At 65.8% G+C, this 25,698-nt stretch carries 25 protein-coding genes; 16 read left to right on the top strand and 9 right to left on the bottom strand.

Features of this window, described 5'->3' with window-relative positions; all coding sequences use genetic code 11:
• The first annotated feature begins 109 nt into the window (after nt 1-109).
• Nucleotides 110-1,687 (top strand): aldehyde dehydrogenase (NADP(+)), encoded by a 1,578-nt coding sequence (locus LDO41_RS00355; RefSeq protein WP_223980432.1) that lies wholly within the window; start codon nt 110-112, stop codon nt 1,685-1,687.
• 96 nt (nt 1,688-1,783) lie between these two features.
• On the opposite strand, the gene LDO41_RS00350 is transcribed toward LDO41_RS00355, so the two are convergent.
• The 4 genes from LDO41_RS00350 to LDO41_RS00335 are packed head-to-tail and all read right to left on the bottom strand — an operon-like array spanning nt 1,784 to nt 5,308.
• The gene (locus tag LDO41_RS00350; protein WP_223982294.1) at nt 1,784-2,935 is read right to left on the bottom strand and encodes an osmoprotectant ABC transporter ATP-binding protein OsmV; all 1,152 of its coding nucleotides are present in this window, start codon (nt 2,933-2,935) and stop codon (nt 1,784-1,786) included.
• Between the two features lie 8 nt (nt 2,936-2,943).
• Entirely contained in the window at nt 2,944-3,594 is a 651-nt protein-coding gene (locus LDO41_RS00345; RefSeq protein WP_223980430.1) for an ABC transporter permease, read from the bottom strand.
• Between the two features lie 7 nt (nt 3,595-3,601).
• Nucleotides 3,602-4,582 carry a glycine betaine ABC transporter substrate-binding protein gene (locus LDO41_RS00340; RefSeq protein ID WP_223980428.1) on the bottom strand — a complete coding sequence of 327 codons (981 nt, stop codon included), beginning with the start codon at nt 4,580-4,582 and terminating at the stop codon, nt 3,602-3,604.
• Between the two features lie 12 nt (nt 4,583-4,594).
• Nucleotides 4,595-5,308: an ABC transporter permease gene (locus LDO41_RS00335; RefSeq protein ID WP_223980426.1), complete on the bottom strand. Its 714-nt coding sequence runs from the start codon at nt 5,306-5,308 to the stop codon at nt 4,595-4,597.
• A 522-nt stretch (nt 5,309-5,830) separates the two neighbouring features.
• On the opposite strand from LDO41_RS00335, the gene LDO41_RS00330 reads away from it, so the two are divergent.
• The 6 genes from LDO41_RS00330 to LDO41_RS00305 all read left to right on the top strand — a co-directional run bounded on the left by LDO41_RS00330 (nt 5,831) and on the right by LDO41_RS00305 (nt 12,249).
• The gene (locus tag LDO41_RS00330; protein WP_223980423.1) at nt 5,831-6,757 is read left to right on the top strand and encodes a pirin family protein; all 927 of its coding nucleotides are present in this window, start codon (nt 5,831-5,833) and stop codon (nt 6,755-6,757) included.
• 275 nt (nt 6,758-7,032) lie between these two features.
• On the top strand, nt 7,033-8,607 hold the full coding sequence (locus LDO41_RS00325) for an ABC transporter ATP-binding protein (RefSeq protein ID WP_223980421.1): 1,575 nt from the start codon (nt 7,033-7,035) through the stop codon (nt 8,605-8,607).
• The gene (locus LDO41_RS00320; RefSeq protein ID WP_223980420.1) at nt 8,600-9,694 is read left to right on the top strand and encodes an ABC transporter permease; all 1,095 of its coding nucleotides are present in this window, start codon (nt 8,600-8,602) and stop codon (nt 9,692-9,694) included. The genes LDO41_RS00325 and LDO41_RS00320 overlap by 8 nt, the downstream gene beginning before the upstream one ends.
• A 17-nt stretch (nt 9,695-9,711) precedes the next feature.
• Entirely contained in the window at nt 9,712-10,632 is a 921-nt protein-coding gene (locus tag LDO41_RS00315) for an ABC transporter permease (protein ID WP_223980417.1), read from the top strand.
• Nucleotides 10,633-10,702: 70 nt separating this feature from the next.
• Nucleotides 10,703-11,842 (top strand): BMP family ABC transporter substrate-binding protein, encoded by a 1,140-nt coding sequence (locus LDO41_RS00310; RefSeq protein ID WP_223980415.1) that lies wholly within the window; start codon nt 10,703-10,705, stop codon nt 11,840-11,842.
• 113 nt (nt 11,843-11,955) lie between these two features.
• Complete coding sequence (locus LDO41_RS00305) at nt 11,956-12,249, top strand: YkvA family protein (RefSeq protein ID WP_223980412.1); 294 nt, start codon at nt 11,956-11,958, stop codon at nt 12,247-12,249.
• 41 nt (nt 12,250-12,290) lie between these two features.
• On the opposite strand, the gene LDO41_RS00300 is transcribed toward LDO41_RS00305, so the two are convergent.
• Genes LDO41_RS00300 through LDO41_RS00290 form a run of 3 tightly spaced genes read right to left on the bottom strand, consistent with a single transcriptional unit; the run spans nt 12,291 to nt 14,420 of the window.
• Nucleotides 12,291-12,674 carry a methylglyoxal synthase gene (locus LDO41_RS00300; RefSeq protein WP_223980410.1) on the bottom strand — a complete coding sequence of 128 codons (384 nt, stop codon included), beginning with the start codon at nt 12,672-12,674 and terminating at the stop codon, nt 12,291-12,293.
• A 1-nt stretch (nt 12,675) separates the two neighbouring features.
• Nucleotides 12,676-13,464, bottom strand: a complete 789-nt coding sequence (locus tag LDO41_RS00295; RefSeq protein ID WP_223980408.1) for an SDR family oxidoreductase — start codon at nt 13,462-13,464, stop codon at nt 12,676-12,678.
• Nucleotides 13,465-13,508: 44 nt separating this feature from the next.
• Nucleotides 13,509-14,420: a DMT family transporter gene (locus tag LDO41_RS00290; protein WP_223982292.1), complete on the bottom strand. Its 912-nt coding sequence runs from the start codon at nt 14,418-14,420 to the stop codon at nt 13,509-13,511.
• Between the two features lie 312 nt (nt 14,421-14,732).
• On the opposite strand from LDO41_RS00290, the gene LDO41_RS00285 reads away from it, so the two are divergent.
• Together LDO41_RS00285 and upp are read left to right on the top strand one after the other, a co-directional pair.
• A complete protein-coding gene (locus LDO41_RS00285; RefSeq protein WP_377741179.1) occupies nt 14,733-15,704 on the top strand; it encodes a Bug family tripartite tricarboxylate transporter substrate binding protein in 972 nt (323 codons plus the stop codon).
• 141 nt (nt 15,705-15,845) lie between these two features.
• On the top strand, nt 15,846-16,496 hold the full coding sequence (gene upp / locus LDO41_RS00280) for a uracil phosphoribosyltransferase (RefSeq protein WP_223980403.1): 651 nt from the start codon (nt 15,846-15,848) through the stop codon (nt 16,494-16,496).
• A gap of 47 nt (nt 16,497-16,543) precedes the next feature.
• On the opposite strand, the gene LDO41_RS00275 is transcribed toward upp, so the two are convergent.
• Nucleotides 16,544-17,653 carry a porin gene (locus tag LDO41_RS00275; protein ID WP_223980399.1) on the bottom strand — a complete coding sequence of 370 codons (1,110 nt, stop codon included), beginning with the start codon at nt 17,651-17,653 and terminating at the stop codon, nt 16,544-16,546.
• Between the two features lie 335 nt (nt 17,654-17,988).
• A complete protein-coding gene (locus tag LDO41_RS00270; RefSeq protein ID WP_223980397.1) occupies nt 17,989-19,575 on the bottom strand; it encodes a helicase HerA-like C-terminal domain-containing protein in 1,587 nt (528 codons plus the stop codon).
• A 181-nt stretch (nt 19,576-19,756) separates the two neighbouring features.
• Between LDO41_RS00270 and LDO41_RS00265 the strand changes: the two genes are divergently transcribed.
• The 7 genes from LDO41_RS00265 (at nt 19,757) to LDO41_RS00235 (ending at nt 25,663) form a co-directional block, all read left to right on the top strand.
• On the top strand, nt 19,757-20,482 hold the full coding sequence (locus LDO41_RS00265; protein WP_223980395.1) for a YebC/PmpR family DNA-binding transcriptional regulator: 726 nt from the start codon (nt 19,757-19,759) through the stop codon (nt 20,480-20,482).
• A gap of 89 nt (nt 20,483-20,571) precedes the next feature.
• On the top strand, nt 20,572-21,840 hold the full coding sequence (purD, locus tag LDO41_RS00260; RefSeq protein ID WP_223980393.1) for a phosphoribosylamine--glycine ligase: 1,269 nt from the start codon (nt 20,572-20,574) through the stop codon (nt 21,838-21,840).
• A gap of 152 nt (nt 21,841-21,992) precedes the next feature.
• Entirely contained in the window at nt 21,993-22,925 is a 933-nt protein-coding gene (gene hemF / locus LDO41_RS00255; protein WP_223980391.1) for an oxygen-dependent coproporphyrinogen oxidase, read from the top strand.
• Nucleotides 22,922-23,674 (top strand): nicotinate-nucleotide adenylyltransferase, encoded by a 753-nt coding sequence (locus tag LDO41_RS00250; RefSeq protein WP_223980389.1) that lies wholly within the window; start codon nt 22,922-22,924, stop codon nt 23,672-23,674. Before hemF ends, LDO41_RS00250 begins: the two co-directional genes overlap by 4 nt.
• A gap of 13 nt (nt 23,675-23,687) precedes the next feature.
• Nucleotides 23,688-24,506, top strand: coding sequence for a ribosome silencing factor (rsfS, locus tag LDO41_RS00245; RefSeq protein WP_223980387.1), 819 nt, complete (start codon nt 23,688-23,690; stop codon nt 24,504-24,506).
• A gap of 26 nt (nt 24,507-24,532) precedes the next feature.
• Nucleotides 24,533-25,009: a 23S rRNA (pseudouridine(1915)-N(3))-methyltransferase RlmH gene (rlmH, locus tag LDO41_RS00240; protein ID WP_223980384.1), complete on the top strand. Its 477-nt coding sequence runs from the start codon at nt 24,533-24,535 to the stop codon at nt 25,007-25,009.
• A gap of 39 nt (nt 25,010-25,048) precedes the next feature.
• Nucleotides 25,049-25,663, top strand: a complete 615-nt coding sequence (locus LDO41_RS00235; protein WP_223980381.1) for a Maf family protein — start codon at nt 25,049-25,051, stop codon at nt 25,661-25,663.
• Nucleotides 25,664-25,698 lie beyond the last annotated feature (35 nt).

Raw genomic sequence — 25,698 nt, 5'->3', positions numbered from 1 at the left:
GTCGGCTCGATGCCGAAAATGCAAAGCTGATTTTCAGGGCTCGCCAAAGACTTTCGTCAGAGCCCTGTATCCTCTCTTCCCTCCTCCCTTCCCAGCAGGACATCCCATCATGACGATTACCGGCGAAATGCTGATTGGCGCCAGCGCAGTGCGCGGCACCGAAGATACGTTCCAGGCCATCAACCCGGCCACTGGTGAAACGCTGACCCCGACGTTCCACGGTGGCGGTGCTGCCGATGTGGACCGCGCCTGCGTGCTGGCCGAAGCGGCTTTCGATACGTTCCGCGCGACCTCGCCGGAACAACGCGCCAAGTTCCTCGAGCAGATTGCCGACAATATCGAGGCCATCGGTGACGAGCTGATCCAGCGCGCCAATGCCGAAACCGCGCTGCCGCTGCCGCGCCTGACCGGCGAGCGTGGCCGCACCACGGGCCAGCTGCGTCTGTTCGCGCGCCTGCTGCGTGACGGCCGCTGGCAGAGCGCCACGCTCGACAGCGCCCTGCCCGAGCGTACGCCGCCGCGTCCCGACCTGCGCATGCAGAAGATCGCGATCGGCCCTGTGGGCGTGTTCGGCGCCAGCAACTTCCCGCTCGCGTTCTCGGTGGCCGGTGGCGATACCGCGTCGGCGCTGGCCGCTGGCTGCCCGGTGGTGGTGAAGGCTCACCCAGCGCATCCGGGTACCTCGGAACTCGTGGGCCGCGCGATCCAGAAGGCCGTGGCCGATGCCGGCCTGCCGGAAGGCGTGTTCTCGCTGGTGTCGGGTGCCGGCATCGCAATCGGTACCGCGCTGGTGGCGCATCCGGCCATTCAGGCCGTGGGCTTTACGGGTTCGCGTGTTGGCGGCCTGGCGCTGACGCAGGTGGCCAACAACCGTCCGCAGCCGATTCCGGTGTACGCCGAGATGAGCAGCATCAACCCCGTGTTCCTGCTGCCCGAAGCCCTGGCCGCGCGCGGTGAGTCGATCGCGCGCGATCTGGTGGATTCGCTCGTGATGGGCGTGGGTCAGTTCTGCACGAATCCGGGCCTGCTGCTGGCCATCGAAGGTCCGGCGCTGGACGCCTTCCGCGCTGCCGCCACGGCCGCGATCGGCGGCAAACCGGCCGCGACGATGCTGACACCGGGTATCCACGGCGCGTTTGAAAAGGGTATTGCGAAGCTGACCGATATCAACGGTCTGTCGCGTGTGGGTTGCGGCCTCGAGGCCACTGGCCCGAATCAGGCGCGTCCGGCCTTCTTCGAAGCCTCGGCCCAGCAGTTCCTGGCCGACGAGCGCATGCACGCCGAAGTGTTCGGTCCGTCCACCGTGCTCGTGACGTGCCGCAACGCGGACGATCTGCTCGCCGTGGCGCGTGCGGTTGAGGGTCAGCTGACCGTGACCGTGCAGGCCGATGCGGGTGACCATGCACTGGCCGCGCGCCTGCTGCCGACGCTCGAACGCAAGGCTGGCCGGATTCTGTTCAACGGCTACCCCACCGGCGTGGAAGTGTGCTTCTCGATGGTCCACGGCGGCCCGTACCCGGCCACGTCGGACACGCGCACGACCTCGGTGGGCACCACCGCGATCGACCGCTTCCTGCGTCCGGTCTGCTACCAGAACCTGCCGGCGGCCCTGCTGCCGGAAGCCGTGAAGGATGGCAACCCGCTGAACCTGTGGCGCCTGAAGGACGGCGAGCTGGGCCACGCGTAAGCAGCCCACGTCCGATGACGTGATGCCCCGCTCGCTGCGAGTGGGGCAGATAACAAAGGGCGGCTGGCGCATCGCGCGCCAGCCGCCCTTTGTCGCTCAGGCGCTCATCGCCAGTTTGGCGCCGCGCGAGCGGCCCGAGCTCAGATAGTCCGCGATCGATTCCTGCGTCACCTCGCCGAGATAGGCGCCGTCGGCATCGACCACCGGCAACCAGCTGGTGTTGTGCTGGTACATGCGCGACAGCACGATGCGCAGATGCTCGTCGAAGGCGGCCGTGGCCGCGAACGGACGCAGTGCATCGGCACAGACGGCATCCCCACGGCTCATGCCCGCGCGCGCGTCGCGGCGCGACACATATCCCACCGCCTTACCCGATCCATCGACCACCGGCAGATGCCGCACGTCCGCGTCATCCATCACGCCGAACGCCTGCGCGAGCGTCGTGTCCGGCGTCGCGTTCGGCGGCATCGTGGCCGCATCGCCGGCGCGCACCAGCAGCAGGCGCTTGAGCGTGTTGTCGTGACCGACGAAGGCCTGCACGAAGTCGTCGGCGGGATGTGCCAGCAGCGCGTCCGGATGATCGAACTGCACGAGCTTGCCGCGGCGGAACACCGCAACCTTGTCGCCCAGCTTGATCGCCTCGTCGATATCGTGCGACACCATGATCACGGTCTTGTTGAGCTGCCGCTGCATCTGGAAGAACTCGTTCTGGATGCTCTCGCGATTGATCGGATCCACCGCGCCGAACGGCTCGTCCATCAGCAGCACGGGCGCATCGGCCGCCAGCGCGCGAATCACGCCGATACGCTGCTGCTGACCGCCCGACAGTTCGCGCGGATAGCGGCCGAGCATGCGATCCGGATCGAGCTGCACCATGGACATGAGCTCGCGCGCGCGTTCGCGGCTGCGGCCCTTGTCCCAGCCCAGCAGACGCGGCACCACCATGATGTTTTCCTCGATCGTCATGTTCGGGAACAGGCCGATCTGCTGGATCACGTAACCGATCTTGCGGCGCAGGGCCACACCATCGATGCCCGAGGTGTCCTCGCCATCGATGCGCACGGTGCCCGACGTCGGCTCGATCAGCCGGTTGATCATCTTGAGCGTGGTGGTCTTGCCGCAGCCGGACGGGCCGAGGAACACGCAGATCTCGCCGCGCGGCACCGTCAGCGAGACGGCATCCACCGCGTTGGAACGCGTGCCGTCCTTCTGCACGAACGTCTTCGTCAACTGGTCGAGTTCAATCATGGGCACGGTCATTGTCGGATTCCTTTCGGTGTCAGCGCGCGCTGCAGGCTCTGCAGGCACAGGTCGGCGGCGATGGCGAGCACGCTCACGAGCGCCGCGCCGACCGCGAGCTTGCTCATGTTGCTTTGGCTGATGGCCTGCAGGATCAGCACACCCAGGCCACCGGCGCCGATCAGCGCGGCGATGGTGGTCACGCCGATGTTCATCACCACGGCGGTACGGACGCCACCGAGGATCACGGGTACCGCGAGCGGCAGATCGACCAGACGCATGCGCTGCCACGTGGTCATGCCGATGCCGCGCCCCGCTTCCTGAATGCCGGGGTCGACATTGGCGAGCGCGGTGTACGTATTGCGCATGATCGGCAGCAGCGAGTACAGGAACACGGCCGTGACCGCCGGCAGGTAACCGAGCGCGTGGCCAAAGCGCGCGAAGATCGGAATCATCAGCCCGAACAGCGCAATGGACGGCAGCGTCAGCACGATGGTGGCAAGCGCGAGCAGCGGCGTGGCCAGCCAGCGATGGCGCGTGATCAGAATGCCGAGCGGCACGCCGATCAGGATGGCGAGGCCGACGGCCGCGCCGACCAGCGCGAGATGCTGGCCCGTCAGGCGCAACAGCGTCGGCCAGCTATGTTGGAGGTAAGCGAGCAGATCCATGGTCCCCTCAGATCAGGCCGTGGCCGCGCAGGAAATCCCCGGCGACCTTGTCCACGGGCTGCTGCCCGATATCGACCTGGTAGTTCATATCGGTCATCGCCGCGTTGTCGAGCTTCGATGCCAGGGCATCGAGCAGCGCGGCGAGCTCCGGATGGGCGTCGAGCACCGCGCGGCGCACCACGGGTACCGCGTTGTACGGCGGGAAGAAATGCAGATCGTCCTCGAGCAGCGCAAGGTCGAAGCCCTTCACGCGACCGTCGGTCATGTAGACCAGGCCGAGTTCCACCTGATCGTTCTTGAGCGCGGTGTAGACGAGGCCCGGGTCCAGCTGGATCACGTCCTTGCGCGTGAAGGGCAACTGGTACGCAGCCTTGAGCGGCTCGAGGCCGTCGGGTCGCGCCGCGAATTCCATATCCACCGCGAATGGGTGCCTGGCATCGGGGTCGGCGCGCATCTTCGCGGCAAGCGCCGACAGCGTGGTCACGCCGGCGGCTTCCGCTCGCACGCGCGGCATGGCCAGCGCGTACGTATTATTGATGCGCGAAGGCGCGAGCCATACCAGACCCTTGTCGGCATCGAGCGCTTTCACGCGAGCATAGCTCTCGGGGCCATCAAGCTTTTCCTGCACGCGGTTGAACACGATCAGCGCGGTACCGGTGTAGTCCCACACCACGTCGAGCTGCCCCGATTCGAGTGCCTGCCGCATCAGCGTGCTACCGAGGCCCGACGTCAGCTCGGTGCCGAAGCCCTTGGCACGCAGGTACTGCGACGTCATCGACGACAGGATCAGCTGCTCGGTGAAATTCTTGCCGCCTATCTTCAGCGCGGAGGACGTCAGCGCTGGGGATGCCGCGGCGCCCTCCCCGGCCGACGGCTGCGAAGCCTGCGCGTGCGCCGGTGCAGTACCGAGCAGGACAGCCGCCACAATCGCGCCAACCACCGCGAAAATCCAGAACGCCTTGCGCTCCGTATCCGGTTTCCAAGCCATGCAAATACTCCTTCAGTTGGCCAGCCCGCGGCGGCGCAGATACACATGCCCCGCGTACGCAAACAGCGCATCGAGCACGAGCGCGAGCAGCGCGGTGGCGGCCGCGCCGAGCAGCAGCAGCGACTGGTTGTTGAGGTAGATGCCCGGGAAGATCAACTCGCCGAGGCTGTTCGCGCCGATCAGGAACGACAGCGGCACCGTGCCGACATTGATCACCAGGCTGATGCGCACGCCCGCGAGCACCACGGGCAGCGCGTTCGGAAACTCGACGCGCACGAGTCGCTGGATCGGCGTCATGCCGATGCCGCGCGCCGCCTCGCGCAATGCCGGCGAGACATTGCGCAGCCCTTCGTACGTGTTGCGCACGATCGGCAGCAGCGACGCGAGCCACAGTGCGAGAATCGCGGGCCGCTCGCCGATGCCGAGCACCGCGAGCGCCAGCGCGAGCACGGCCAGCGATGGCACCGTATTGCCGATGTTGAAGACCTGCATCAGCCGATCCGCCCAGCGGCGCATGCACGGGCGCGACAGCGCGATGCCGGCGGGCACGCCCGTGGCAAGCGCAAGCGTCATCGAGATGGCGACGAGGCGCAGGTGATCGGCCAGGTCATACAGCAGCCGGTCCCGGTGCGTGGCGATGACGTCCGGTCCGATCCAGGCGATCAGGCCGACGAGCGCCATGGCAATCAGCGCGCCCCAGGCGAGGCGCACAGCTTGTCGGTTCATGGGTCCTTTTCCTCAAAGGGGGTCCATGGCGGTCCATGAGCATGGATCGCCACACGACGAAAGCGAGAAACAATGGGTCCGCTGCGGGGACTCCGCCGGATCCGGTTCAGATTGCATTGCCGCCATGGCCGGCAGGGGCGCCGGCGGACGGACTATCGGGGCTCTGCCGCGAACGGCGAACACCTCTTTGATGGAACGCCACGAGCGTGACGATCCGGGTAGCGGCGCAAGAAGCTGGGCGGCGTGGGACAAATCCTGGGGGATTCGTACGGCTGCCGGCCTCGATGGCCAAGATTGATTGTTGCGATCTCTGCGCAACTTGTGACAAACAGGCCGCTATTCTACACAAGTTCTGCGAACCTGTCATTCCGCGCGGTTCTCCGCCCATTGAGCGGCCTTTTCCGACGACCAAATCAGTGTTCTGCCGACAGAACAATCTTTTGTCATTAGGGCGTCTACCGGAATTTCGCCAAATCTATACATTGCTCATATCGCATAGGCAGCATCAACCGGAGAACCCTTATGGACACCCGCACCCCCACCACCGTCACCGCCACGGCTATCGAGACGGTTTCCCGCTCGCGCACGGTCGATCGTGTCGTGCGCGGCGTTGCCACCTCCGACGGCGCCGGCGTCAAGCTCACGCGCGTGCTCACGCAGAACCTGCAGCGCCGGCTCGACCCGTTCCTGATGCTCGACGCGTTTGGCACCGACAATCGCGACGACTACATCGGCGGCTTTCCAGACCATCCGCACCGCGGCTTCGAGACCATCACGTACATGCTGGCCGGCCGTATGCGCCATCGCGATAGCGCGGGCCACGAGGGCCTGCTCGAGAACGGCGGCGCGCAATGGATGGTCGCCGGCTCAGGCGTCGTGCACTCGGAATTGCCCGAGCAGGAAGACGGCCGCATGGAGGGCTTTCAGCTTTGGCTGAACCTGCCCGCCGCCGACAAGATGACCACGCCGTGGTATCGCGACGTGCCGGCTCGCGACATTCCGATCGTCGCACTGCCGGATGGCGGTACCGCGCGCGTGATCGCCGGGGCGACGCACGGCATTGCGGGCGCCGTTACGCGGCCGGTCACCGAGCCGCTGTACCTCGACGTGCATCTGCCGGCTGGCGCGCGCTTCGCGCAGACGCTACCCGCGGGCCACAACGCGTTCGTGTACGTGTATCGCGGCGAGATCGCGATCGGTGAAGGCGAGGGTCGCGCCGTGGTGGAGGCGCAGCGCATGGGCGTGCTGGACAACACCGGGCTCGGTGATGGCGTGGTGATCACGGCGAGCGCCGATGCGCGCTTTCTGCTGATTGCAGGGGCACCGCTGAACGAACCGATCGCGCAGTACGGTCCGTTCGTGATGAACACGCAGGACCAGATCTACCAGACGCTCGCCGATTACCGCGATGGGCGCTTTGCGAAGATCCCGGCGGAGAATCATGGCTAAGCGCGATGGCTGACCACGGTTAAGCACGCTGCCGACCACGGTTAGCACGATCAATCCCCACAAGGCCACGGCACCCGCCGTGGCCTTTTTCATTCCGGCATGCGAATTGCAATCTCCCGCGAGCCGTTGCAGGACGCGGCATGCCGCGTGAAACGGGCATTCGCACCCCCGCACACTTATATAATCCGGAACTAATGTCGGACATTACCGCGCCATGATGATGGACCGTACTGTCTGAGATCAACGTTGCTGCCACAACAATTCGAGCCGCCTCAGTGACCCTACAAACCCCTCCCAGGCTGGCGCTTGCCCACATCACCAAGCGCTATCCCGGCGTGACCGCCAACGACGACGTGAGCCTGTCCGTCGCGCCCGGCGAAATCCATGCCGTGCTCGGCGAAAACGGCGCCGGCAAATCGACCCTCATGAAGATCATCTTCGGCGCGGTGCGACCCGATGCCGGCGAGGTGCACTTCAACGGGGCGCCGGTGTCGATCGCCAGTCCGCACGATGCGCGCAACCTGGGCATCGCGATGGTGTTCCAGCATTTCTCGCTGTTCGACACGCTGACCGTCGCCGAGAACATCGCGCTCGGCCTGCCGCCGAAGGACGCGGGCAACATGAAACAGCTGGCCGCGCGCATCCGCACCACGGCCGAGCGCTATGGCCTGCCGCTCGAGCCCCACCGTCATGTACATACGCTGTCCGTGGGCGAGCGGCAGCGCGTGGAGATCGTGCGCGCGCTGCTGGCCAATCCGCAACTGCTGATCCTCGACGAGCCGACTTCGGTGCTGACGCCGCAAGCGGTGGAGACGCTGTTCGTCACGCTGCGGCAGCTCGCGGCCGAAGGCACCAGCATTCTCTACATCAGCCACAAGCTCGACGAGATTCGCGCGCTGTGCCATCGCGCCACGGTCATGCGCATGGGCCGCGTGACCGGCGTGTGCGACCCACGCGAGGAAAGCGCGGCCTCCCTCTCGCGCCTGATGATCGGTGGCGAGCCGCCGCGCGAATCGCGCGTGGCCGCCGAGCGTGGACCGCTGCGCCTGTCCGTGCGCGAGCTGTCGCTGCCGCGCGCGCATGCGTTCGGCACCACGCTGGAACGCATCGCGCTGGACGTGCATGGCGGCGAGATCGTCGGCATTGCCGGGGTGTCGGGCAACGGCCAGCAGGAACTGCTGGCGGCGTTGTCCGGAGAAGATGGGCGTTCCACTGGTGACGCGGGTGGCGCGGTGCGGATCGACGGACGCCCGGTGGGCAAGCTCGATGCGCGTGCACGCCGCCGCGCTGGCCTGGCCTTCGTACCCGAGGAACGGCTGGGGCGCGGCGCGGTACCCGGCATGAGTCTGGCCGCCAATACGTTGCTCTCGCACCAGACCCCGCCGTTCGTGCGCGCGGGCCTGATTTCGCCGACGGCCGCCGCGGGACTCGCGGCCACCGTGATCCAGCGCTTTCGCGTGAAGGCCAACGGCCCCGCCGCGCTCGCGCGCAGCCTGTCCGGAGGCAATCTGCAGAAGTTCATCGTGGGCCGCGAGATCGCCTCGGGCCCGAAGGTACTGATCGTCGCGCAGCCGACGTGGGGCGTCGATGTGGGCGCCGCCGCGCAGATCCATAACGAAATGCTCGCGCTCAAGGCCACCGGCTGCGCGGTGCTGGTCGTGTCCGAAGAGCTCGACGAGCTGTTCGCGATCTGCGACAGGCTGCACGTCATCGCCAAGGGACACCTGTCGCCATCGATTCCTGTGGAGACCGCCACGCGCGAGCAGGTGGGCCTGTGGATGAGCGGACTCTGGCACGGCGGTCCCGCCACCGAACGCGACAAGACCGACGCGGAGGTGAGCCATGGCTGATTTCCGCCCACTGCTGACGCTGGCGCCGCGTGGCGCCCCGTCGCGCGCGATGGCCTATGCCTCGCCCATCATCGCACTCGCGCTGACGTTGCTGTTTGGCGCATTGCTGTTCGTTGCGCTCGGCAAGGATCCGGTGAGCGCGCTCAAGGTGTTCCTCGTCGATCCGCTGCGCGACAAGCGCGCGATCGGCGAAGTCCTGCTGAAGACCGTGCCGCTCGTGCTGTGCGCGCTCGGCCTCGCGGTCTGCTATCGCGCCAATGTGTGGAACATCGGCGCGGATGGCCAACTGATCCTGGGCGGCATCTTCGCCGGCGCCACAGTGCTGTATTTCGACGTGCCCGGTCACACCATCGGCGGCGTGCCGGTGCTGGTGATGGCCTCACTGGCCGGCATGGCCGGTGGCATGCTGTGGGCCGCGATCACCGCGCTGCTGCGCGACCGCTTCAACGCCAACGAGATCCTGGTCTCGCTGATGCTGACGTATATCGCGCAGCAACTGATCCTGTGGGTCGTCAACGGCCCGCTCAAGGATCCGCAGGGCATGAACTTCCCACAGTCGAAAGTGTTTTCGCCCGAGTTCCTGCTGCCGAATCTGCTGTCGGGCTCGCGCCTGCATGCGGGCTTTGTGGTCATGCTGGTGCTGGTGGCGATCATGACGGTGTTCGTGTTCCGCAGCTTTGCGGGCTATCGCCTGCAGGTGGGCGGCACCGCACCGGCGGCGGCGCGCTACGCGGGCTTTTCCGCGCGCGGGTCGCTGTGGAGCGCGCTGCTGATCTCGGGCGCCACTGCCGGCCTCGCGGGCGCGTTCGAGGTGACCGGACCGATCGGCCAGTTGCTGCCGTCGATTTCGCCCGGCTATGGGTTCACCGCCATCATCGTCGCGTTCGTCGGGCGACTGCATCCGGTGGGCACCGTGTTCGGCGGTATCGTGATGTCGCTGTTCTATATCGGCGGCGAGATGGCGCAGTCGCGCCTGGGCCTGCCCTCCGCGCTCGGCTGGGTGTTCCAGGGCATGCTGCTGTTCTTCCTGCTGGCGTGCGACACGCTGATCGACAACCGCCTGCGCTGGCGCGCCAGGACTGCCTGAAAGAGCCCGCAATCGCTATGGAACAACTCGCTCCCCTGATCGCCACCGCGATCAATGCCGGTACCCCACTGCTGCTTGCGGCACTGGGCCTGCTCGTCAACGAACGCGCCGGCGTGCTCAACCTCGGCGCCGAGGGCATGATGCTGGTGGCCGCCGCATTCGGCTTTATGGTCGGCTACCAGACGCAGTCGCCATTGCTCGGCTTTGTCGCCGGCGCGGGTGCCGGCATGCTGATGGCCACGCTGTTCTCGTGGCTCGCGCTCGTGCTGGCCACCAACCAGGTGGCCACCGGCCTGGCGCTGTCGATCTTCGGCACCGGCCTTTCCGCCTTCATGGCCCAGCGCTTCGTCGGCTATGCGATGCCCGCGCAGGCCAAGGCCGTGCCGGGCCTCGCCGATCTACCGTTTATCGGCCCCGCGTTTTTCCAGCATCACTGGATGGTGTACTTCAGCCTGCTGTTGTGCGGCGCCATCACGTGGTTCCTGTTCCGCACGCGCGCGGGCCTGACGCTGCGCGCGATCGGCGAGTCGCCGGAGTCCGCGCATGCGCTCGGCTATCCGGTGCGCTGGATCCGCTTCGGCGCGTTGCTGTTCGGGGGCGCGTGCTGCGGACTGGCGGGCGCGTACCTGTCGCTGGTCTACACGCCGATGTGGGTGGAAAACCTCGTCGCGGGGCGCGGCTGGATCGCGCTGGCGCTGACGACGTTTGCCACCTGGCGCCCGGGCCGCGTGCTGATCGGCGCATGGCTGTTCGGCGGCGTGACGATTCTGCAGTTCTACCTGCAGGGCATCGGCATCGCGGTGGCACCGCAGTTCCTGTCGATGCTGCCGTACGCCGCGACCATCGTCGTGCTGGCGCTGATTTCGCGCAATCCGGCCTGGATCCGCCTCAATATGCCGGCCTCGCTGGGCAAGCCGTTCCGCCCCGGCAATGCCTGACCCTGCCATAGAAGAACGACGCAAACGCTTTACCCATTCCACCAAGAAGACGGTCAACCAAGGAGAGATCATGAACATCACACGCAGGACCACCCTGGCGGCCCTCGCGGCCACCACCGTGCTGGCGCTGGCCGGTTGCGGCAAGAAGGAAGACGCGCCCGCTGCCGCCGGTGCGGCTTCAGCACCGGCCGCCGCTGCCACCGGCGAACCGCTCAAGGTCGCGTTCGTCTACATCGGACCGGTCGGCGACGCGGGCTGGACCTATGCGCACGACGCCGGTCGCAAGGCCGTGGAAGCGAAGTTCGGCGACAAGGTAAAGACCTCTTACGTCGAGAACGTGCCCGAGTCCGCCGCGGACGCCGAGCGCGTGTTCCGCGATCTGGCCAGCCAGGGCAACAAGCTGATCTTCGGCACCACGTTCGGCTATCAGGAATCGATGCTGAAGGTGGCAAAGGAATTTCCGGACGTGAAGTTCGAGCACGCCACGGGCTTCAAGACCGCCGACAACCTCGCGCAGTACGACGTGCGCACCTATGAGGGCGCATATCTGGCCGGCGTGGTCGCGGGCAAGATGAGCAAGAGCGGCAAGATGGGCGTGGTGGCATCGGTGCCCATCCCCGAAGTGGTCCGCAATATCGACGCGTTCGCGCTCGGCGCGCGCAGCGTGAACCCGCAGGCGTCGGTCAAGGTGGTCTGGGTCAACAAGTGGTTCGATCCGGGCAAGGAGCGCGAGGCCGCGACCACGCTGATTGGTCAGGGCGTGGACATGCTGATGCAGAACACCGACTCCGCCGCCGTGGTGCAGACCGCGCAGGAGAAAGGCGTCTACGCGTTCGGCTGGGACAGCGACATGAGCAAGTTCGGCGAGAAGGCCCACCTGGCGGCGTCGGTCATCTCGTGGGGCGTGTACTACACCAAGGTCGTCGACGACGTGCTGAACAACCAGTGGAAAAACAGCACGATCTGGTGGGGCCTCAAGGAGAACATGATCGACCTCAAGAGCTTCAACGCGGTGGTGCCGGAAGACGTCAAGGCGCTCGTGGAAGAACGCCGCAAGGGCATCGTCGATGGCTCGGCGCCGATCTGGAAGGGCCCGATCAAGGACAACACGGGCAAGGAACAGGTTGCCGCGGGCCAGACCGCCGACGACAACTTCCTGCATAACGTGAAGTTCTACGTGGAAGGCGTGGAAGGCAACGTTCCGGGCTAAAACGACCGAGGGAACTTGAAGCACGAACGAACGGCCCAAGCTAATTGCCTGGGCCGTGTCTTTTTGCGCGGCCTTGTGATCGTTATGATCGTTGTGATCGAGGAGGCCCTACGATGTGGAAACGTTTTTCCGCCCTGTGGACCATGATCCGCCGCGACGGACGGATGCTGTGGTTTGCGCTGCGGCACCCCGACGCCCCGGTCTGGCTGCGTCCGGCCACCATTGCGCTGCTGGTCTATGCGGTGTCGCCGATCGATCTGATTCCGGACTTTGTGGCCGGGCTAGGCATCGTCGATGACGTCGTACTCATTCCGCTAGCGGTGCATCTGATGTTGAAGCGCCTGCCGCCTCACATCATGCGGCAGGCCCAGCTGCGCGCCGGCGCGACCACGGTCAGACCGCGTTAGACCGCGCTAGGCCACGGCCGACCACGGTCGACCGCTTCCCCTCAATGACTGTCCTGCGAGAGCTGCGCGATCAGCAGCTCCGCCGTCGCCAGATTGGTCGCGCACGGCACGTTGTGCACGTCGCACGCGCGCACCAGCGCGTTGATGTCCGGCTCGTGCGGTTGCGGCGTCATCGGGTCGCGCAGGAAGATCACCGCGCTGACGCGCCCTTCCGCCAACTGCGCCCCAATCTGCAGATCCCCACCCCACGGCCCCGACAGCATGCGCGTGACCGTCAGCCCGATCTCGTCGGCAATGCGGCCACCGGTCGTTCCGGTGGCCAGCAATTCGCACTGCGACAGAAACTCGCGATGCCGGCCCGCGAACGCCACGATGTCGTCCTTCTTGTGATCGTGCGCGATCAGCGCAATGCGGGGACGCGTCATCTCACATCGTGCCCGGGAAGGCACCGCCGTCGAGCAGCAGATTCTGGCCGGTAATGAAGCCCGCCTGCTTGCTGGCCAGGAACGCGCACGCCGCGCCGAATTCTTCCGAGGTGCCGAAACGGCGCGTCGGGTTGGCGGCGGCACGACGCGCCGTGGCGTCTTCCACCGAGATGCCGGCCTTCGTGGCGGCGAGCTCGATGTTCTTGATCAGGCGGTCGGTGTAGAACGGGCCGGGCAGCAGGTTGTTGACGGTCACACCATGCTGCGCCACTTCGCGCGCGAGGCCCGCCACAAAACCGGTCAGGCCCGAGCGCGCGCCGTTGGACAGGCCCAGCACGTCGATCGGCGCCTTGACGGCACCGCTGGTGATATTGATCACACGGCCCCACTTGCGCGCGATCATGCCGTCGATCGATGCCTTGATCAGCTCGATCGGCGTCAGCATGTTGGCGTCGATCGCGGCGATCCAGTCATCACGCTCCCAGTCGCGGAAGTTGCCCGGGGGCGGGCCACCCGCGTTGTTCACGAGGATATCGAGGTCGCCGAGCTTGGCCACGGCATCCAGGGCCTGCTTGCGACCTGCCGGCGTGGTGATATCGGTCGCCACGGCCACCACACGGCGGCCATAGCGCGCGCGCAGTTCCGCCGCGGCCTTCTCGAGTGCCTCCGCGCCGCGCGCGACGATCACCACATCGACGCCTTCAGCGGCCAGCGCTTCCGCGCAACCGAAACCGAGTCCCTTGCTGGCGCCGCACACCAGCGCATGCTTACCGCGCAATCCGAAATCCATGTTTTCTCTCTCCGTTGAGTGTTTGTTGTTGCGTTGTGGGCAAATCAGGTCTTGCGCGCGGACAGCAGATACATGCCACCAAGCACGAGCGCACTTCCCGCGAGCTGTACGCCGGTGACCGGCTCGCCGAGCAGCCAGAATGCCAGGGCGAGCGTGGACACCGGGCCGATCATGCCGGCCTGCGAGGCCAGCGGTGCGCCGATGCGCGCCACCGCGACCATCGTCATCGACACGGGCAGCACGGTACAGAACACCGCGTTCAAGACCGACAGCCACAGCACCGGAGCCGGCTGCGCGAGCTCGGCCAGCGGCCGGCCCAGTACCACGTACTGGATCGCGCAGCAGGCGGTGGACACGCACATTGCATACGCCACGAGCCGCAGCGAGCCCACGCGCTTTACCAGCTCGCCGCTGAGTATCAGATACACACCATACGACAACGCACTGCCGAGCACCAGCGCGCCACCGAGCCAGACCTGCGCGCCGCTGACGTCGAGGTCATGCGCGAACACCAGCAGGATGCCCGCATAAGCCAGCAGCAGCGAGATCCACTGCCGTGCGTGAATCGGGCGGCGGAACAGGAACGCCGTGGCCAGCAGCACGAACGAGGGCGTGAGGAACAGGATCAGCCGCTCGAGCCCCGCGGTGATGTACTGCAGACCGATGAAATCGAGAAAGCTCGACAGGTAGTAGCCGATAAAGCCGAGGAAGACCACGCGACCGCGATCGGCCCACGACAGCGCCGGCAGCTTGCGCGCCTGCCACCAGCCGATGGCCATGAACAGCGGCACCGCGAACAGCATGCGCAACGTGATGACCATGACGGCATCCACGTTGTAGCGGTACATGAGCTTGGCGACGATCGCCTTGGCGGAGAACAGCACGGCGCCGACGGCGGCAATGGCCAGACCGGAGCGCTGCGCGATGGCCGCGGCATGCGGAGCGGATTGGGGAATGGTCTTCTGGGAAGCGGTCACGGGGACGACGGGGCGATGACGGAAGCGACGGGCAATGCGGATCGGCTGGCGGGGACGCCGGAGTGCGCCGGAACCCGCCGATTGTAAGTCAAAAGGCGCAACGGCGAGGAGGGTGCGGGAGGGCGACGGAGGCACCGACTCCGGACGCACGGTCGATCCCCTACAATGGCTCGCGCGCGGTCCGCGTCACAAGCGCGGACCAGACGCCAAGATAATCATCATGGAGACATTCAAGTCATGCCGTTCGCCTGCCCTTCCACCAATCACCCGTCGCGCGCGCGCCGCGCGCTGATGCAGTCAGCGCTGGTCCTCGCCCTGCCCGTCACGCTCGCCCTCGGCTTGCCGCGCGCGGGCCACGCCGCCGAGGCCTACCCGTCCAAGCCGATCCGCTTCGTCGTGCCCTACGCCGCCGGTGGCACTACCGACCTCGTCGCGCGCACGGTCGGCCAGCGCGTGGCCGAGAAGCTGGGCCAGCCGGTGGTGATCGAGAACCGCCCCGGCGCGGGCGGCAATATCGGCATGGACGCCGTGTCCAAGGCCGCGCCCGATGGCTACACGATCGGCTTTGGCGCGATCTCGACCAATGCGCTCAATCCGCATATCTACAAGCACGTCCCGTTCGATCCGCGCAAGGACTTCACGGCGATCAGCCTGCTGGGCACCTCGACGATCGTGCTGGAGGTCAGCGAGAGCCTGCCCGTGAAAACGGTGCCCGAGCTGATTGCCTATGCCAAGGCACATCCGGGCCTGACGTATGCGACCGCGGGCACCGGCACCTCGATGCATCTGGCCGGCGCGATGTTCTCGCAGATGACGCAGGCGGGGCTCGTGCATGTGCCGTACAAGGGCAGCAGCCCGGCCATCAACGACATGCTGGGCGGCCACCTGCAGGTGATGTTCGACAACCTGCCGGCGTCGCTGCCGCATATCCAGGCCGGCAAGCTGCGCGCGCTGGCGGTGGCCGGCAAGACGCGTTCGCCGTCGCTGCCGAACGTGCCGACGCTGGCCGAGGCAGGCCTCGCCGGTTACTCGGTGGAGCCGTGGTTCGGGGTCTATGGTCCGGCCAATCTGCCGGCACCCGTGGTGCAGGCGCTCAACGCCGCGTTCGTGGAAGCGCTGGCCCGGCCGGACGTGCGCGACAAGTTGACCCAGGCCGGCTTCAATCCGAAGGGATCGAGCGCGGCGGAACTGCAGACGCTGACGCAGACCGAGTACGACCGTTTCGGCAAGGTCGCGAAGGACGCCGCCATCACCGTGGACTGAGCCATCGATCAGGCCATTGCGACCCGACCGCGGGCATTGCCATTACAATCGCGCTGCATCGGGTCCGCGCCGGCCATGCCGCGCGGCGCCCGCTCCTCTTATGCCGAGCCCCCTGCCCGGGGGCTCCAGACTGCCTGCCGCATGACACACGATCCGCGCTTCCCCAATCTGTTCATCCTCGACCACCCGCTGATTCAGCACAAGCTCTCACACATGCGCGACAAGGAAACGTCCACGCGCACGTTCCGCGAGCTGCTGCGCGAGATCACGCTGCTGATGGGCTACGAGATCACGCGTAACCTGCCGCTGACCACGCGTCATATCGAAACGCCGCTGACACCACTGGAAGCACCGGTCATCGCCGGCAAGAAGCTCACGATCGTGCCTGTGCTGCGCGCGGGCGTGGGCATGAGCGATGGCCTCGTCGAGCTGATTCCATCGGCCCGTATCGGCCATATCGGCGTATATCGTGACGATCAGCATCGCCCGGTGGAATATCTGGTGCGCCTGCCAGACCTCGAGGACCGCAGCTTTATCCTGTGCGATCCGATGGTCGCCACCGGCTACTCGGCCGCATATGCGGTGGACGTGCTCAAGAAGCGCGGCGTGAAGGATGAATCCATTACGTTCGTGGCGCTGGTCGCCGCGCCGGAAGGCGTGGAGGTGTTCCAGAAAGCCCATCCGGGCGTGAAGCTGTTCGTGGCCTCGCTGGACAGCCATCTGGATGCGAACGCGTACATCGTGCCCGGTCTCGGCGACGCCGGCGACCGGTTGTTCGGCACCAAGAATTGAGTTAATGGGCGGGTGGCCACACCCACCCGCCCGTACTGCGTGCCGCGTCAGAACTTATGGCGCAGGCCGATGGTCGTACCAAACTGGTTTGCGCCGATGGCAGCCGTACCATAGCCGCTGCCGCCGATACCCGTGGCGGCCACGCCCATGTTCGACCCTTCCCGGTTCATGGCATAGCTCAGGTTCCAGTACGCATCGGTCCGCTTGGAGAACGCGTAGTCAGCGGACAGCACGAAGGTCCACGGATCGGCGCCCGAGCCGCGCACATCCTGATAATAGGCCGCGCCCGTCATCGCAAACGCCGGCGTGATCTGATAGCCGAGACCCAGCCAGTACAGATTCGACGAGTTCTTGCCGTCCGTGCCCGGCAGCGTGGCGAAGCTGTAGGCCTTGGCCCAGCGATAGCCCGCATACATCTTGACCGGCCCGACGGCGTAAGAGCCGGCCAATGCCGCGCGGCGGATCTTCATGTCGTCCGACTTCGGAATGCGGGCAACCGTGCCGTTGGGCGCGCCGACATTGATCTGATCCACGACCACACCCACCGCGAACGGACCGGATGCATAGCCCAGTCCAAGGCTCGACTCCGCGCCAAGCTTCGCCTTGCCCGGCACTTCGCCCCAGCCGCCACCGCCCGTGTTTGCACCGAAGCTGTACAGCGCGTTGACCGTGACACCGCTGAAGTTCGCCGAATACTTGATCGAGTTGTCGGCACGACCCGCAAACGCGCCATCCTGCGTGGCCAGCGAGTAGTTGGCCAGGACCATCGGGTCGAACTGCAGCGCAAAATCGAAGGCCGGGGTCTCGTGACGGCCCAGGGTCAGTTGCCCCCAGTTTCCGGCCAGACCGACGTATGCCTTGCGACCGAACAGGCGATTGTTCTGTGCGGACGTGCCGGTATCGAGATTGAACCCGTTCTCGAGCACGAAGACCCCTTTGAGACCGCCACCGAGGTCTTCGGTACCGCGCAGGCCCCAGCGGCTGCCCGCCATGCCACCGGACGTCATGTCGAGCGAGGACTTGCCGCCCGCGGTCGGCAGACCGGTCCGATACTGAACGCCGACATCGAGCACGCCATACAGCGTGACACTCGATTGCGCAAAGGCCGAGGTGGAAAGCATGACTGCGGCAGCAATAGGCAGAACCTTGAAGTTCATAAATTCGACTCTCTTATATTTTCGCAAGCCAATTCTTGCGAGCGAGTGAATTATGAAATCATCGATTTGATATGCTCAATGCCATTGATTGCCGATGTTGCGTCCTGACAAGCCACTCACAAGTTATTTTTATCCTTATAAATCAACATCTTATCTACGTATTTACGCAAATATTGAACATTGTTTCACATAAATAAGGTTTGGCTTATTTTTAAAATTCAAATAAATCAATAAGCTTTCTCACGAGCATTTTCATCGGTGCTCTACTTTCCTTGCAGCAAAAACAAGGGCCGCCCAAAAGGCGGCCCTTGTTTCATTCGGCAGGCAATGTGGCGCTATTTCTTGCGGCCAGACCCCAGCAGGCTGCCGAGCACGCCTCGAATCAATTCGCGGCCGACCTGCGAGCCGACCGTGCGCGCCGCGGACTTGGCCATCGACTCGATGATCGAATCGCCGCGACCGCTCTTGCCGGTGCCACGCGTCAGCGTGCCGAAGATATCGCCGGCCTGGCCGAGCCAGCCGCCCGCACTGTCGCCCGCCCCGCCGCCTGTTGCACCGGTAGCGTCCGTTGACGCTGGCGCGGACGCGTCGGTTGGCACCTTCGCGGGCGTAGCGGCCTTGCCACGCCCTCCATTGCCGCCGCCGTTAGCTACCCCGGCGCGCAGCTTCTCGTAGGCGGACTCGCGGTCGATCGCCTGTTCGTAGGCCCCCGCCACCAGCGAGGTGGCAATCAACTGCCTGCGTTCCTCGTCGTTGATCGGACCGATGCGGCTGCCCGGCGCCAGCACCCACGCTCGCTCGGTAATACCCGGCGTGCCCTTGGCATCGAGGCACGACACCAGCGCCTCGCCCACACCAAGCTCGCCAATGGCCTGCTCCAGCGAGAGCTTCGGATTGGCACGCATGGTCGTCGCCGCTACCTTGACAGCCTTCTGGTCGCGCGGCGTGAACGCGCGCAGCGCATGCTGGACGCGGTTGCCGAGCTGGCCAAGCACGGTATCGGGAATATCAAGCGGATTCTGCGTGACGAAATACACGCCAACACCCTTCGAGCGCACCAGCCGCACCACTTGCTCGATCTTGTCGAGCAGGCCCTTGGGGGCGTCATTGAACAGCAGATGGGCCTCGTCGAAGAAGAACACGAGCTTCGGTTTGTCGAGATCGCCCGCCTCGGGCATCTTTTCGAACAGTTCCGACAGCATCCACAGCAGGAACGTCGCGTACAGGCGCGGCGCGTTCATCAGCTTGTCCGCGGACAGGATATTGATGACCCCCTGCCCTTTCTCGGTCTGGATGAAGTCCTCGAGGTTGAGCATCGGCTCCCCGAAGAACTGGTCGGCACCCTGCGACTCCAGCGCCACCAGTCCGCGCTGGATCGCGCCGATCGACGCCGCCGAGATATTGCCGTACTCGGTGGTGAACTGCGCCGCATTGTCGCCGACGTACTGCAGCATCGCGCGCAGATCCTTGGCATCAAGCAGCAGCAGGCCGTTGGCATCGGCAATGCGGAACACGAGGTTCAGCACGCCCTGCTGGGTGTCGTTGAGCTCGAGCATGCGCGACAGCAGCAACGGCCCCATATGGGACACCGTGGCGCGCACGGGATGGCCCTTTTCGCCGAACACATCCCACAGCGTGGTCGGGCACCCACCCCATGCGGGTTCGGGCAGGCCATGCTCGGCAAGCCGGGCCTTGAGTTTCTCGGAGGGCTGACCCGGCTGGGAAATGCCGGTCAAGTCACCTTTGACGTCAGCCATAAACACCGGCACGCCCAGGCGCGAGAATCCCTGGGCGAGGGTCTGCAGGGTGACGGTCTTGCCGGTGCCGGTGGCGCCGGTGATGAGGCCATGCCGGTTACCCATCTCGGGCAGCAGCACCAATTCGTGCTCGGCGTTCTTGGCAAGGAGGATGGGATCGGCCATGGGAGTCTCTGTTAGCACGCGCGGCGCGTCAGTGCGACTTGGCCGCGTGATAAAATCCTGCGCTGATTATAGCCAGCAGATTGGCACATCCATCACATCGCGCGCGCGGCGCAACTCGCTGCAAGACCCCGCGCCGTGAGACTCGCACCATCAAGCGTATCCGCCTCGGAGAGAAGAAATCATGGCCGGTCATTCAAAATGGGCCAACATCAAGCACAAAAAAGCCGCCGCTGATGCCAAGCGCGGCAAAGTCTGGACGAGACTGATCAAGGAAATCACCGTGGCCGCCAAGCTCGGCGGCGGCGATGCCGATTCCAACCCGCGCCTGCGCCTGTCGATGGACAAGGCGATGGACGCCAACATGCCCAAGGACAACATCCAGCGCGCGATCCAGCGCGGTGTGGGTGGCCTCGAGGGCGCCAACTACGAAGAAATCCGCTACGAGGGCTACGGCCTCGCGGGTGCCGCGATCATCGTGGACTGCCTGACCGACAATCGCACGCGTACCGTGGCCGAAGTGCGCCACGCGTTCTCGAAGCATGGCGGCAACATGGGCAACGAAGGCTCGGTGGCGTTCATGTTCACGCATTGCGGCCAGTTCCTGTTTGCCCCGGGCACGCCCGAGGACAAGCTGATGGACGCCGCGCTCGAAGCCGGCGCCGACGATGTGGTGACCAATGAAGACACCTCGATCGAAGTCATCTGCCCGCCCAACGACTTCTCCGCGGTGAAGTCCGCGCTGGAAGCCGCGGGCTTCAAGGCCGAGCTGGCGGACGTCGTGATGAAGCCGCAAAACGAAGTGAGCTTTACCGGCGATGACGCCGTGAAGATGCAGAAACTGCTCGATGCCCTGGAAAACCTGGACGACGTGCAGGAAGTCTTCACCAACGCGGTCATCGAGGAGTAACGCCTCGGCGCGACTCGAACCCGAAACGGCGGCGGGGCGGCGCGTGACAGCGCCCGCCTCTCGCATGCGTTTCATATCTGGCAGTGATCATGAAAGTATTGGTTGTCGGCTCCGGTGGCCGTGAACATGCGCTGGCCTGGAAGTTGGCCCAGTCGCCAAAGATTCAGGTCGTCTACGTAGCGCCCGGCAATGGCGGGACCGCGCTCGACAAGCGCCTGCAGAACGTGCCGCTGACCGACCCCGAAGTCCTTGCCGCATTCGCCGAACGCGAAGGCGTGAACTTCACCGTGGTCGGACCCGAGGCGCCGCTTGCCGCCGGCATCGTGGACGTGTTCCGCGCGCGCGGCCTGCGCATCTTCGGGCCGACGCGGGCGGCGGCGCAACTCGAGTCGTCGAAGGACTTCGCCAAGGCCTTCATGCATCGGCACCACATTCCCACGGCTGCCTACGAGACCTTCTCCGACGCGGCGCGCGCGCATGCCTATATCGATGCGCAGGGCGCACCGATCGTGATCAAGGCCGATGGCCTGGCCGCCGGCAAGGGCGTGGTGGTGGCGATGTCGCTCGAGGAAGCGCATGCGGCCGTGGACATGATGCTGGCCGACAACAAGCTCGGCGATGCCGGCGCGCGCGTCGTGATCGAGGAGTTCCTCGAGGGCGAGGAAGCCAGCTTCATCGTGCTGGTCGATGGCAAGAACGTGCTGGCGCTGGCCACCAGCCAGGATCACAAGCGCCTGCTCGACGCCGATGCCGGCCCCAACACGGGCGGCATGGGTGCCTATTCACCAGCCCCGGTGGTCACGCCGGCGCTGCATGCGCGCGCGCTGCGCGAGATCATCCTGCCGACGGTGCGCGGCATGGAGAAGGACGGCATTACGTACACGGGCTTCCTGTACGCCGGCCTGATGATCGACAAGGACGGGAACCCGAAGACGCTCGAGTTCAACTGCCGCATGGGCGATCCGGAGACGCAGCCGATCATGGCGCGCCTGAAGACCGACCTCGTCGACGTGATGGAAGCCGCGGTGACCATGCGCCTGGACGAAGTGGAGCTCGACTGGGACCGCCGCACCGCGCTCGGCGTGGTGATGGCCGCGTACAACTATCCCGACACGCCGCGCAACGGCGACGAGATCACCGGGATTCCGGCCGAAACCGCCGATGCCGTGACGTTCCACGCGGGCACCACGCTGCAGGACGGCAAGCTGCTGACCACCGGCGGACGCGTGCTGTGCGTGGTGGGTCTTGCAGATACTGTCAAGGCGGCACAAAAGAACGCCTACGCGGCCGTGGAGCAGATTCGCTTCGACGGCGCGCAATACCGCACCGACATTGGCTATCGCGCCATCCGCCGCTGACGCGGCCGGACGCTCCCCCGACCGGCTCGCATTCCACGTCACGTGGGGCGGGCCCAGCCGGTACAATCGTGACATGACACCACGATGACCGCCGACGCTGTTGTTACCGACCGTCGGCGGTTTTGCTACCGGCCCATACGATCTACTCGATCATGATCGATTCCCAGGCAGTCCGTGCCTATCTGCTCGGTCTGCAAGACCGCATCACCGATGCCATCGCAGCCGTGGATGGTCAGCCGTTTCTGACCGACGCCTGGGAGAAGCCGCCCACCGAACGTCTGCGCGGCAGTGGCCGTACCCGGATTCTCGAGGGCGGCGCCGTCATGGAGCGCGCGGGCGTGGGGTTTTCCGACGTGCGCGGCGACACCCTGCCCCCGTCGGCCACGGCCAACCGCCCCGAACTCGCGGGGCGCAGCTTCGAGGCCACCGGCGTCTCGCTGGTGTTCCATCCGCGCAATCCGTACGTCCCGACCGTGCATATGAACGTGCGCTGCTTCATGGCCGTCAAGCCCGATGCAGAGCCGGTCTGGTGGTTCGGCGGCGGCATGGATCTGACGCCCTACTACGGCAATACCGACGATTGCGTGCACTTCCATCGCACCAGTGAACAGGCGCTCAGCCCCTTTGGCGATGACCTGTACCCGCGCTTCAAGCAGTGGTGCGACGAGTATTTCTTCCTGCGTCATCGCGGCGAGGCGCGCGGCATCGGCGGCGTGTTCTTCGACGATTTCTCCGCGCTCGGTTTCGACCGCAGTTTCGCGATGATGCAGGCCGTCGGCGATGCGTTCCTGGACGCGTACCTGCCGATCCTGCTGGCGCGCAAGGACACACCGTATGGCGAGCGGGAACGCGAGTTCCAGGCCTATCGCCGCGGTCGCTACGTCGAGTTCAATCTGGTGTTCGACCGCGGCACGCTGTTTGGGCTGCAGTCGGGCGGCCGCGCCGAATCGATCCTGATGTCGATGCCGCCGCAGGCCAACTGGCGCTACGACTGGCAGCCCGAGCCGGGCAGCCCCGAAGCGGCGCTGTACACGGATTTCCTGCCGCCAAAAGACTGGGCGGCAATCGGCGGCGCGGCGCGATGACGACTTCCGCTTCTTCGTTGCAGCGCAACAACGGCGGTCCCGCCGATCGTCCCTACCGCCTCGGCATCCTCGGCGGCACCTTCGATCCGCCCCATCGCGGGCACGTGGCACTGGCACAGTTGTTCGTCGAACACCTCGCACTCGATGAACTGGTGTGGATTCCCACCGGCCAATCGTGGCAAAAAGGCGACGACGTGACGCCCGCCGCGGACCGTCTGGCCATGACCGAACTGGCCGCCGCCGCGGTCGGCAAGACCGACGCCGTGGTGCACGCCAGCCGCATGGAGGTCGATCGCGCGGGCCCGAGCTACACGATCGACACCGTGCGGCAATTGCGCGAGGAGTATGGCCCCGAGGCGTCGCTGTCCTGGCTCATGGGGGCCGATCAATTGCTGCGCCTGCATACCTGGCATGGATGGGAAGACCTGTTCGCGCACGTGCACCTGTGCGTGGCCACGCGACCCGGTTTCGACCTTGCCGAGCTCGAAGGGCCGGTGCGCGCCAGCATGGCATCGCGGCTCGGGGACAAGCACCTGATACAATCCACGCCCTCCGGCCGCATGTGGCTCGATCAGACGCTTGCCGTCGATCTGTCGTCCACCGGCCTGCGCGCCCGTCTGGCCCGTGGCACGCCGGACGATGATCTGGCTGATGACCAGTTGCCGGACGGCGTGGCACACTACATCGCGAGTCACGGCCTGTACCGCAAGGCACGAAGCGACTCGCCTCCCAATCCGAATCAAGGCTGAACAAGAACACACCATGGATATTCGCAAACTGCAACGCGCCATCGTCGACGGGCTCGAGGATGTCAAAGCGCAGGACATCAAGGTGTTCGACACCACTCACCTGACCGAATTGTTCGACCGGGTGGTGATCGCCAGCGGCAGTTCGAATCGGCAGACGAAGGCGCTGGCCGCCTCGGTGCGCGACACCGTCAAGGAAATCGGCGGTCATATCGTGGCCGTCGAAGGTCTGGAGACCGGCGAGTGGGTGCTGGTGGACTGCGGCGACGCGGTGGTCCACATCATGCAGCCGCAGTTGCGCCTGTACTACAACCTCGAGGAAATCTGGGGCGACAAGCCGGTGCGCATGAAGCTCACCAGCGGCAAGGGCCTGGCCAAGGCCAGCGAGCCGATGGATGAGGAAGAGGAAGACACCGCACCGCGCGCCAAGCGGGCGACGAACCTCAAGCCCGCGCTGGCCCGCCTGCCGGAAGGCATGAAGGAGCCGTCGCCGCCGATGGGTCACGAGGACTCCGATCCGGACGCGCTCGCCGTGACCGGCCGCAAGGCCATCGCGCGCAAGACGACGTCCACGGGCGTGCCCCTCAAGGCTCCGGTGCGCAAGACGGCCGGCACCACCGCGCGCAAGACCGCGGCGGGTACCGCCACGCGCAAGGCCCCGGTGAAGACGGTTGGCACCAAGACCGCGACTAAAACGGCTGGCAAAACGGTGGCTACCAAATCGGCGGCTACCAAAGCGGCGGCTACCAAAGCGGCTGCGCCCAAGACCGCCGCCAGGAAGGCCCCTGCCAAGAAAGCGCCGGCCAAGACCGCGGCTCGCAAGCGCACTGCCTGATAGCACCATAACGGGCGGATTCCGGCATGCAACTCGTGATCGTGGCGGTTGGCCACAAGATGCCTGCCTGGATCGAAGCTGGTTTTGGCGAATATGCCAAACGGATGCCGCCCGAGTTGCGCATCGAACTGCGTGAAATCAAGCCGGAAGCGCGCTCGTCGAGCAACAACGCGGCAACCGTGATGCAGCGCGAGGCGACCCGCATCGAGGCCGCACTCGCACCGCTGACACGTCCACGCATCGTCGCGCTCGATGAACGCGGCAAGGACCTCACGACCGTCAAGCTGGCCGAGCAACTGACCGGTTGGCAGCGCGAAGGCGGCGATGTGGCCTTTCTGATCGGCGGCGCAGACGGGCTCGATCCCGCGCTGAAGGCGCGCGCGACCACGCTCATTCGTCTGTCCAGTCTCACGCTGCCGCACGGCATGGTGCGCGTGCTGCTGGCCGAGCAGCTCTACCGCGCGTGGTCCGTCACGCAGAACCACCCCTATCATCGCGTTTGAGGCACCGTGTCTGACTGGCGTGGTGCCATGCTTATACCCATGGACCCGTCCCTCTACGACATTCTTTACCTCGCCTCCCAAAGCCCGCGCCGCCGCGAACTGCTCACGCAGTTGGGCGTGCGCTACGAACTGCTGCTAGCCGATGCCGCTGAAGATGCCGAGGCGCTCGAGGTCGTGCTTCCTGGCGAGTCGCCGGATGCCTACGTCCAGCGCGTGTGCGCGCTCAAGGCCAACGCGGCACTGCAGCGCCGCCAGGGGCGCTCGCTACCCGCCCGGCCGATTCTGACCTCCGACACCACCGTCTGCCGGGGCGGCGACATCCTCGGCAAACCCGCCGATGCCGCCGAAGCGACTGCGATGCTCGCCGCGCTCTCCGGCACCACGCATCGCGTGCTGACCGCGGTGACGGTGATCTCGGCGGCCGGTACCAACCATGCGTTGTCGATCTCGGACGTCACATTCCGCACGCTGCATGCCGACGAAATCGAGCGCTATGTCTCCAGCGGCGAGCCGCTCGGCAAGGCCGGCGCCTATGGCATTCAGGGCCGTGCGGCCGAGTTCATCGAACGTATCTCCGGAAGCTATTCGGGTATCATGGGACTGCCCCTGTTCGAGACGGCCGCGCTGTTGCGCGAGGCGGGATTGCGGTTCTGAGACGAAACCTTTCGTCCCGCGGGAGCCGGCCCATT

The sequence above is a fragment of the Cupriavidus pampae genome (assembly GCF_914271485.1).
Taxonomy (GTDB): Bacteria; Pseudomonadota; Gammaproteobacteria; order Burkholderiales; family Burkholderiaceae; genus Cupriavidus; species Cupriavidus pampae.
Note: the sequence above shows the minus strand (reverse complement) of the source record. Positions and strands in the feature narration are given on the sequence as shown.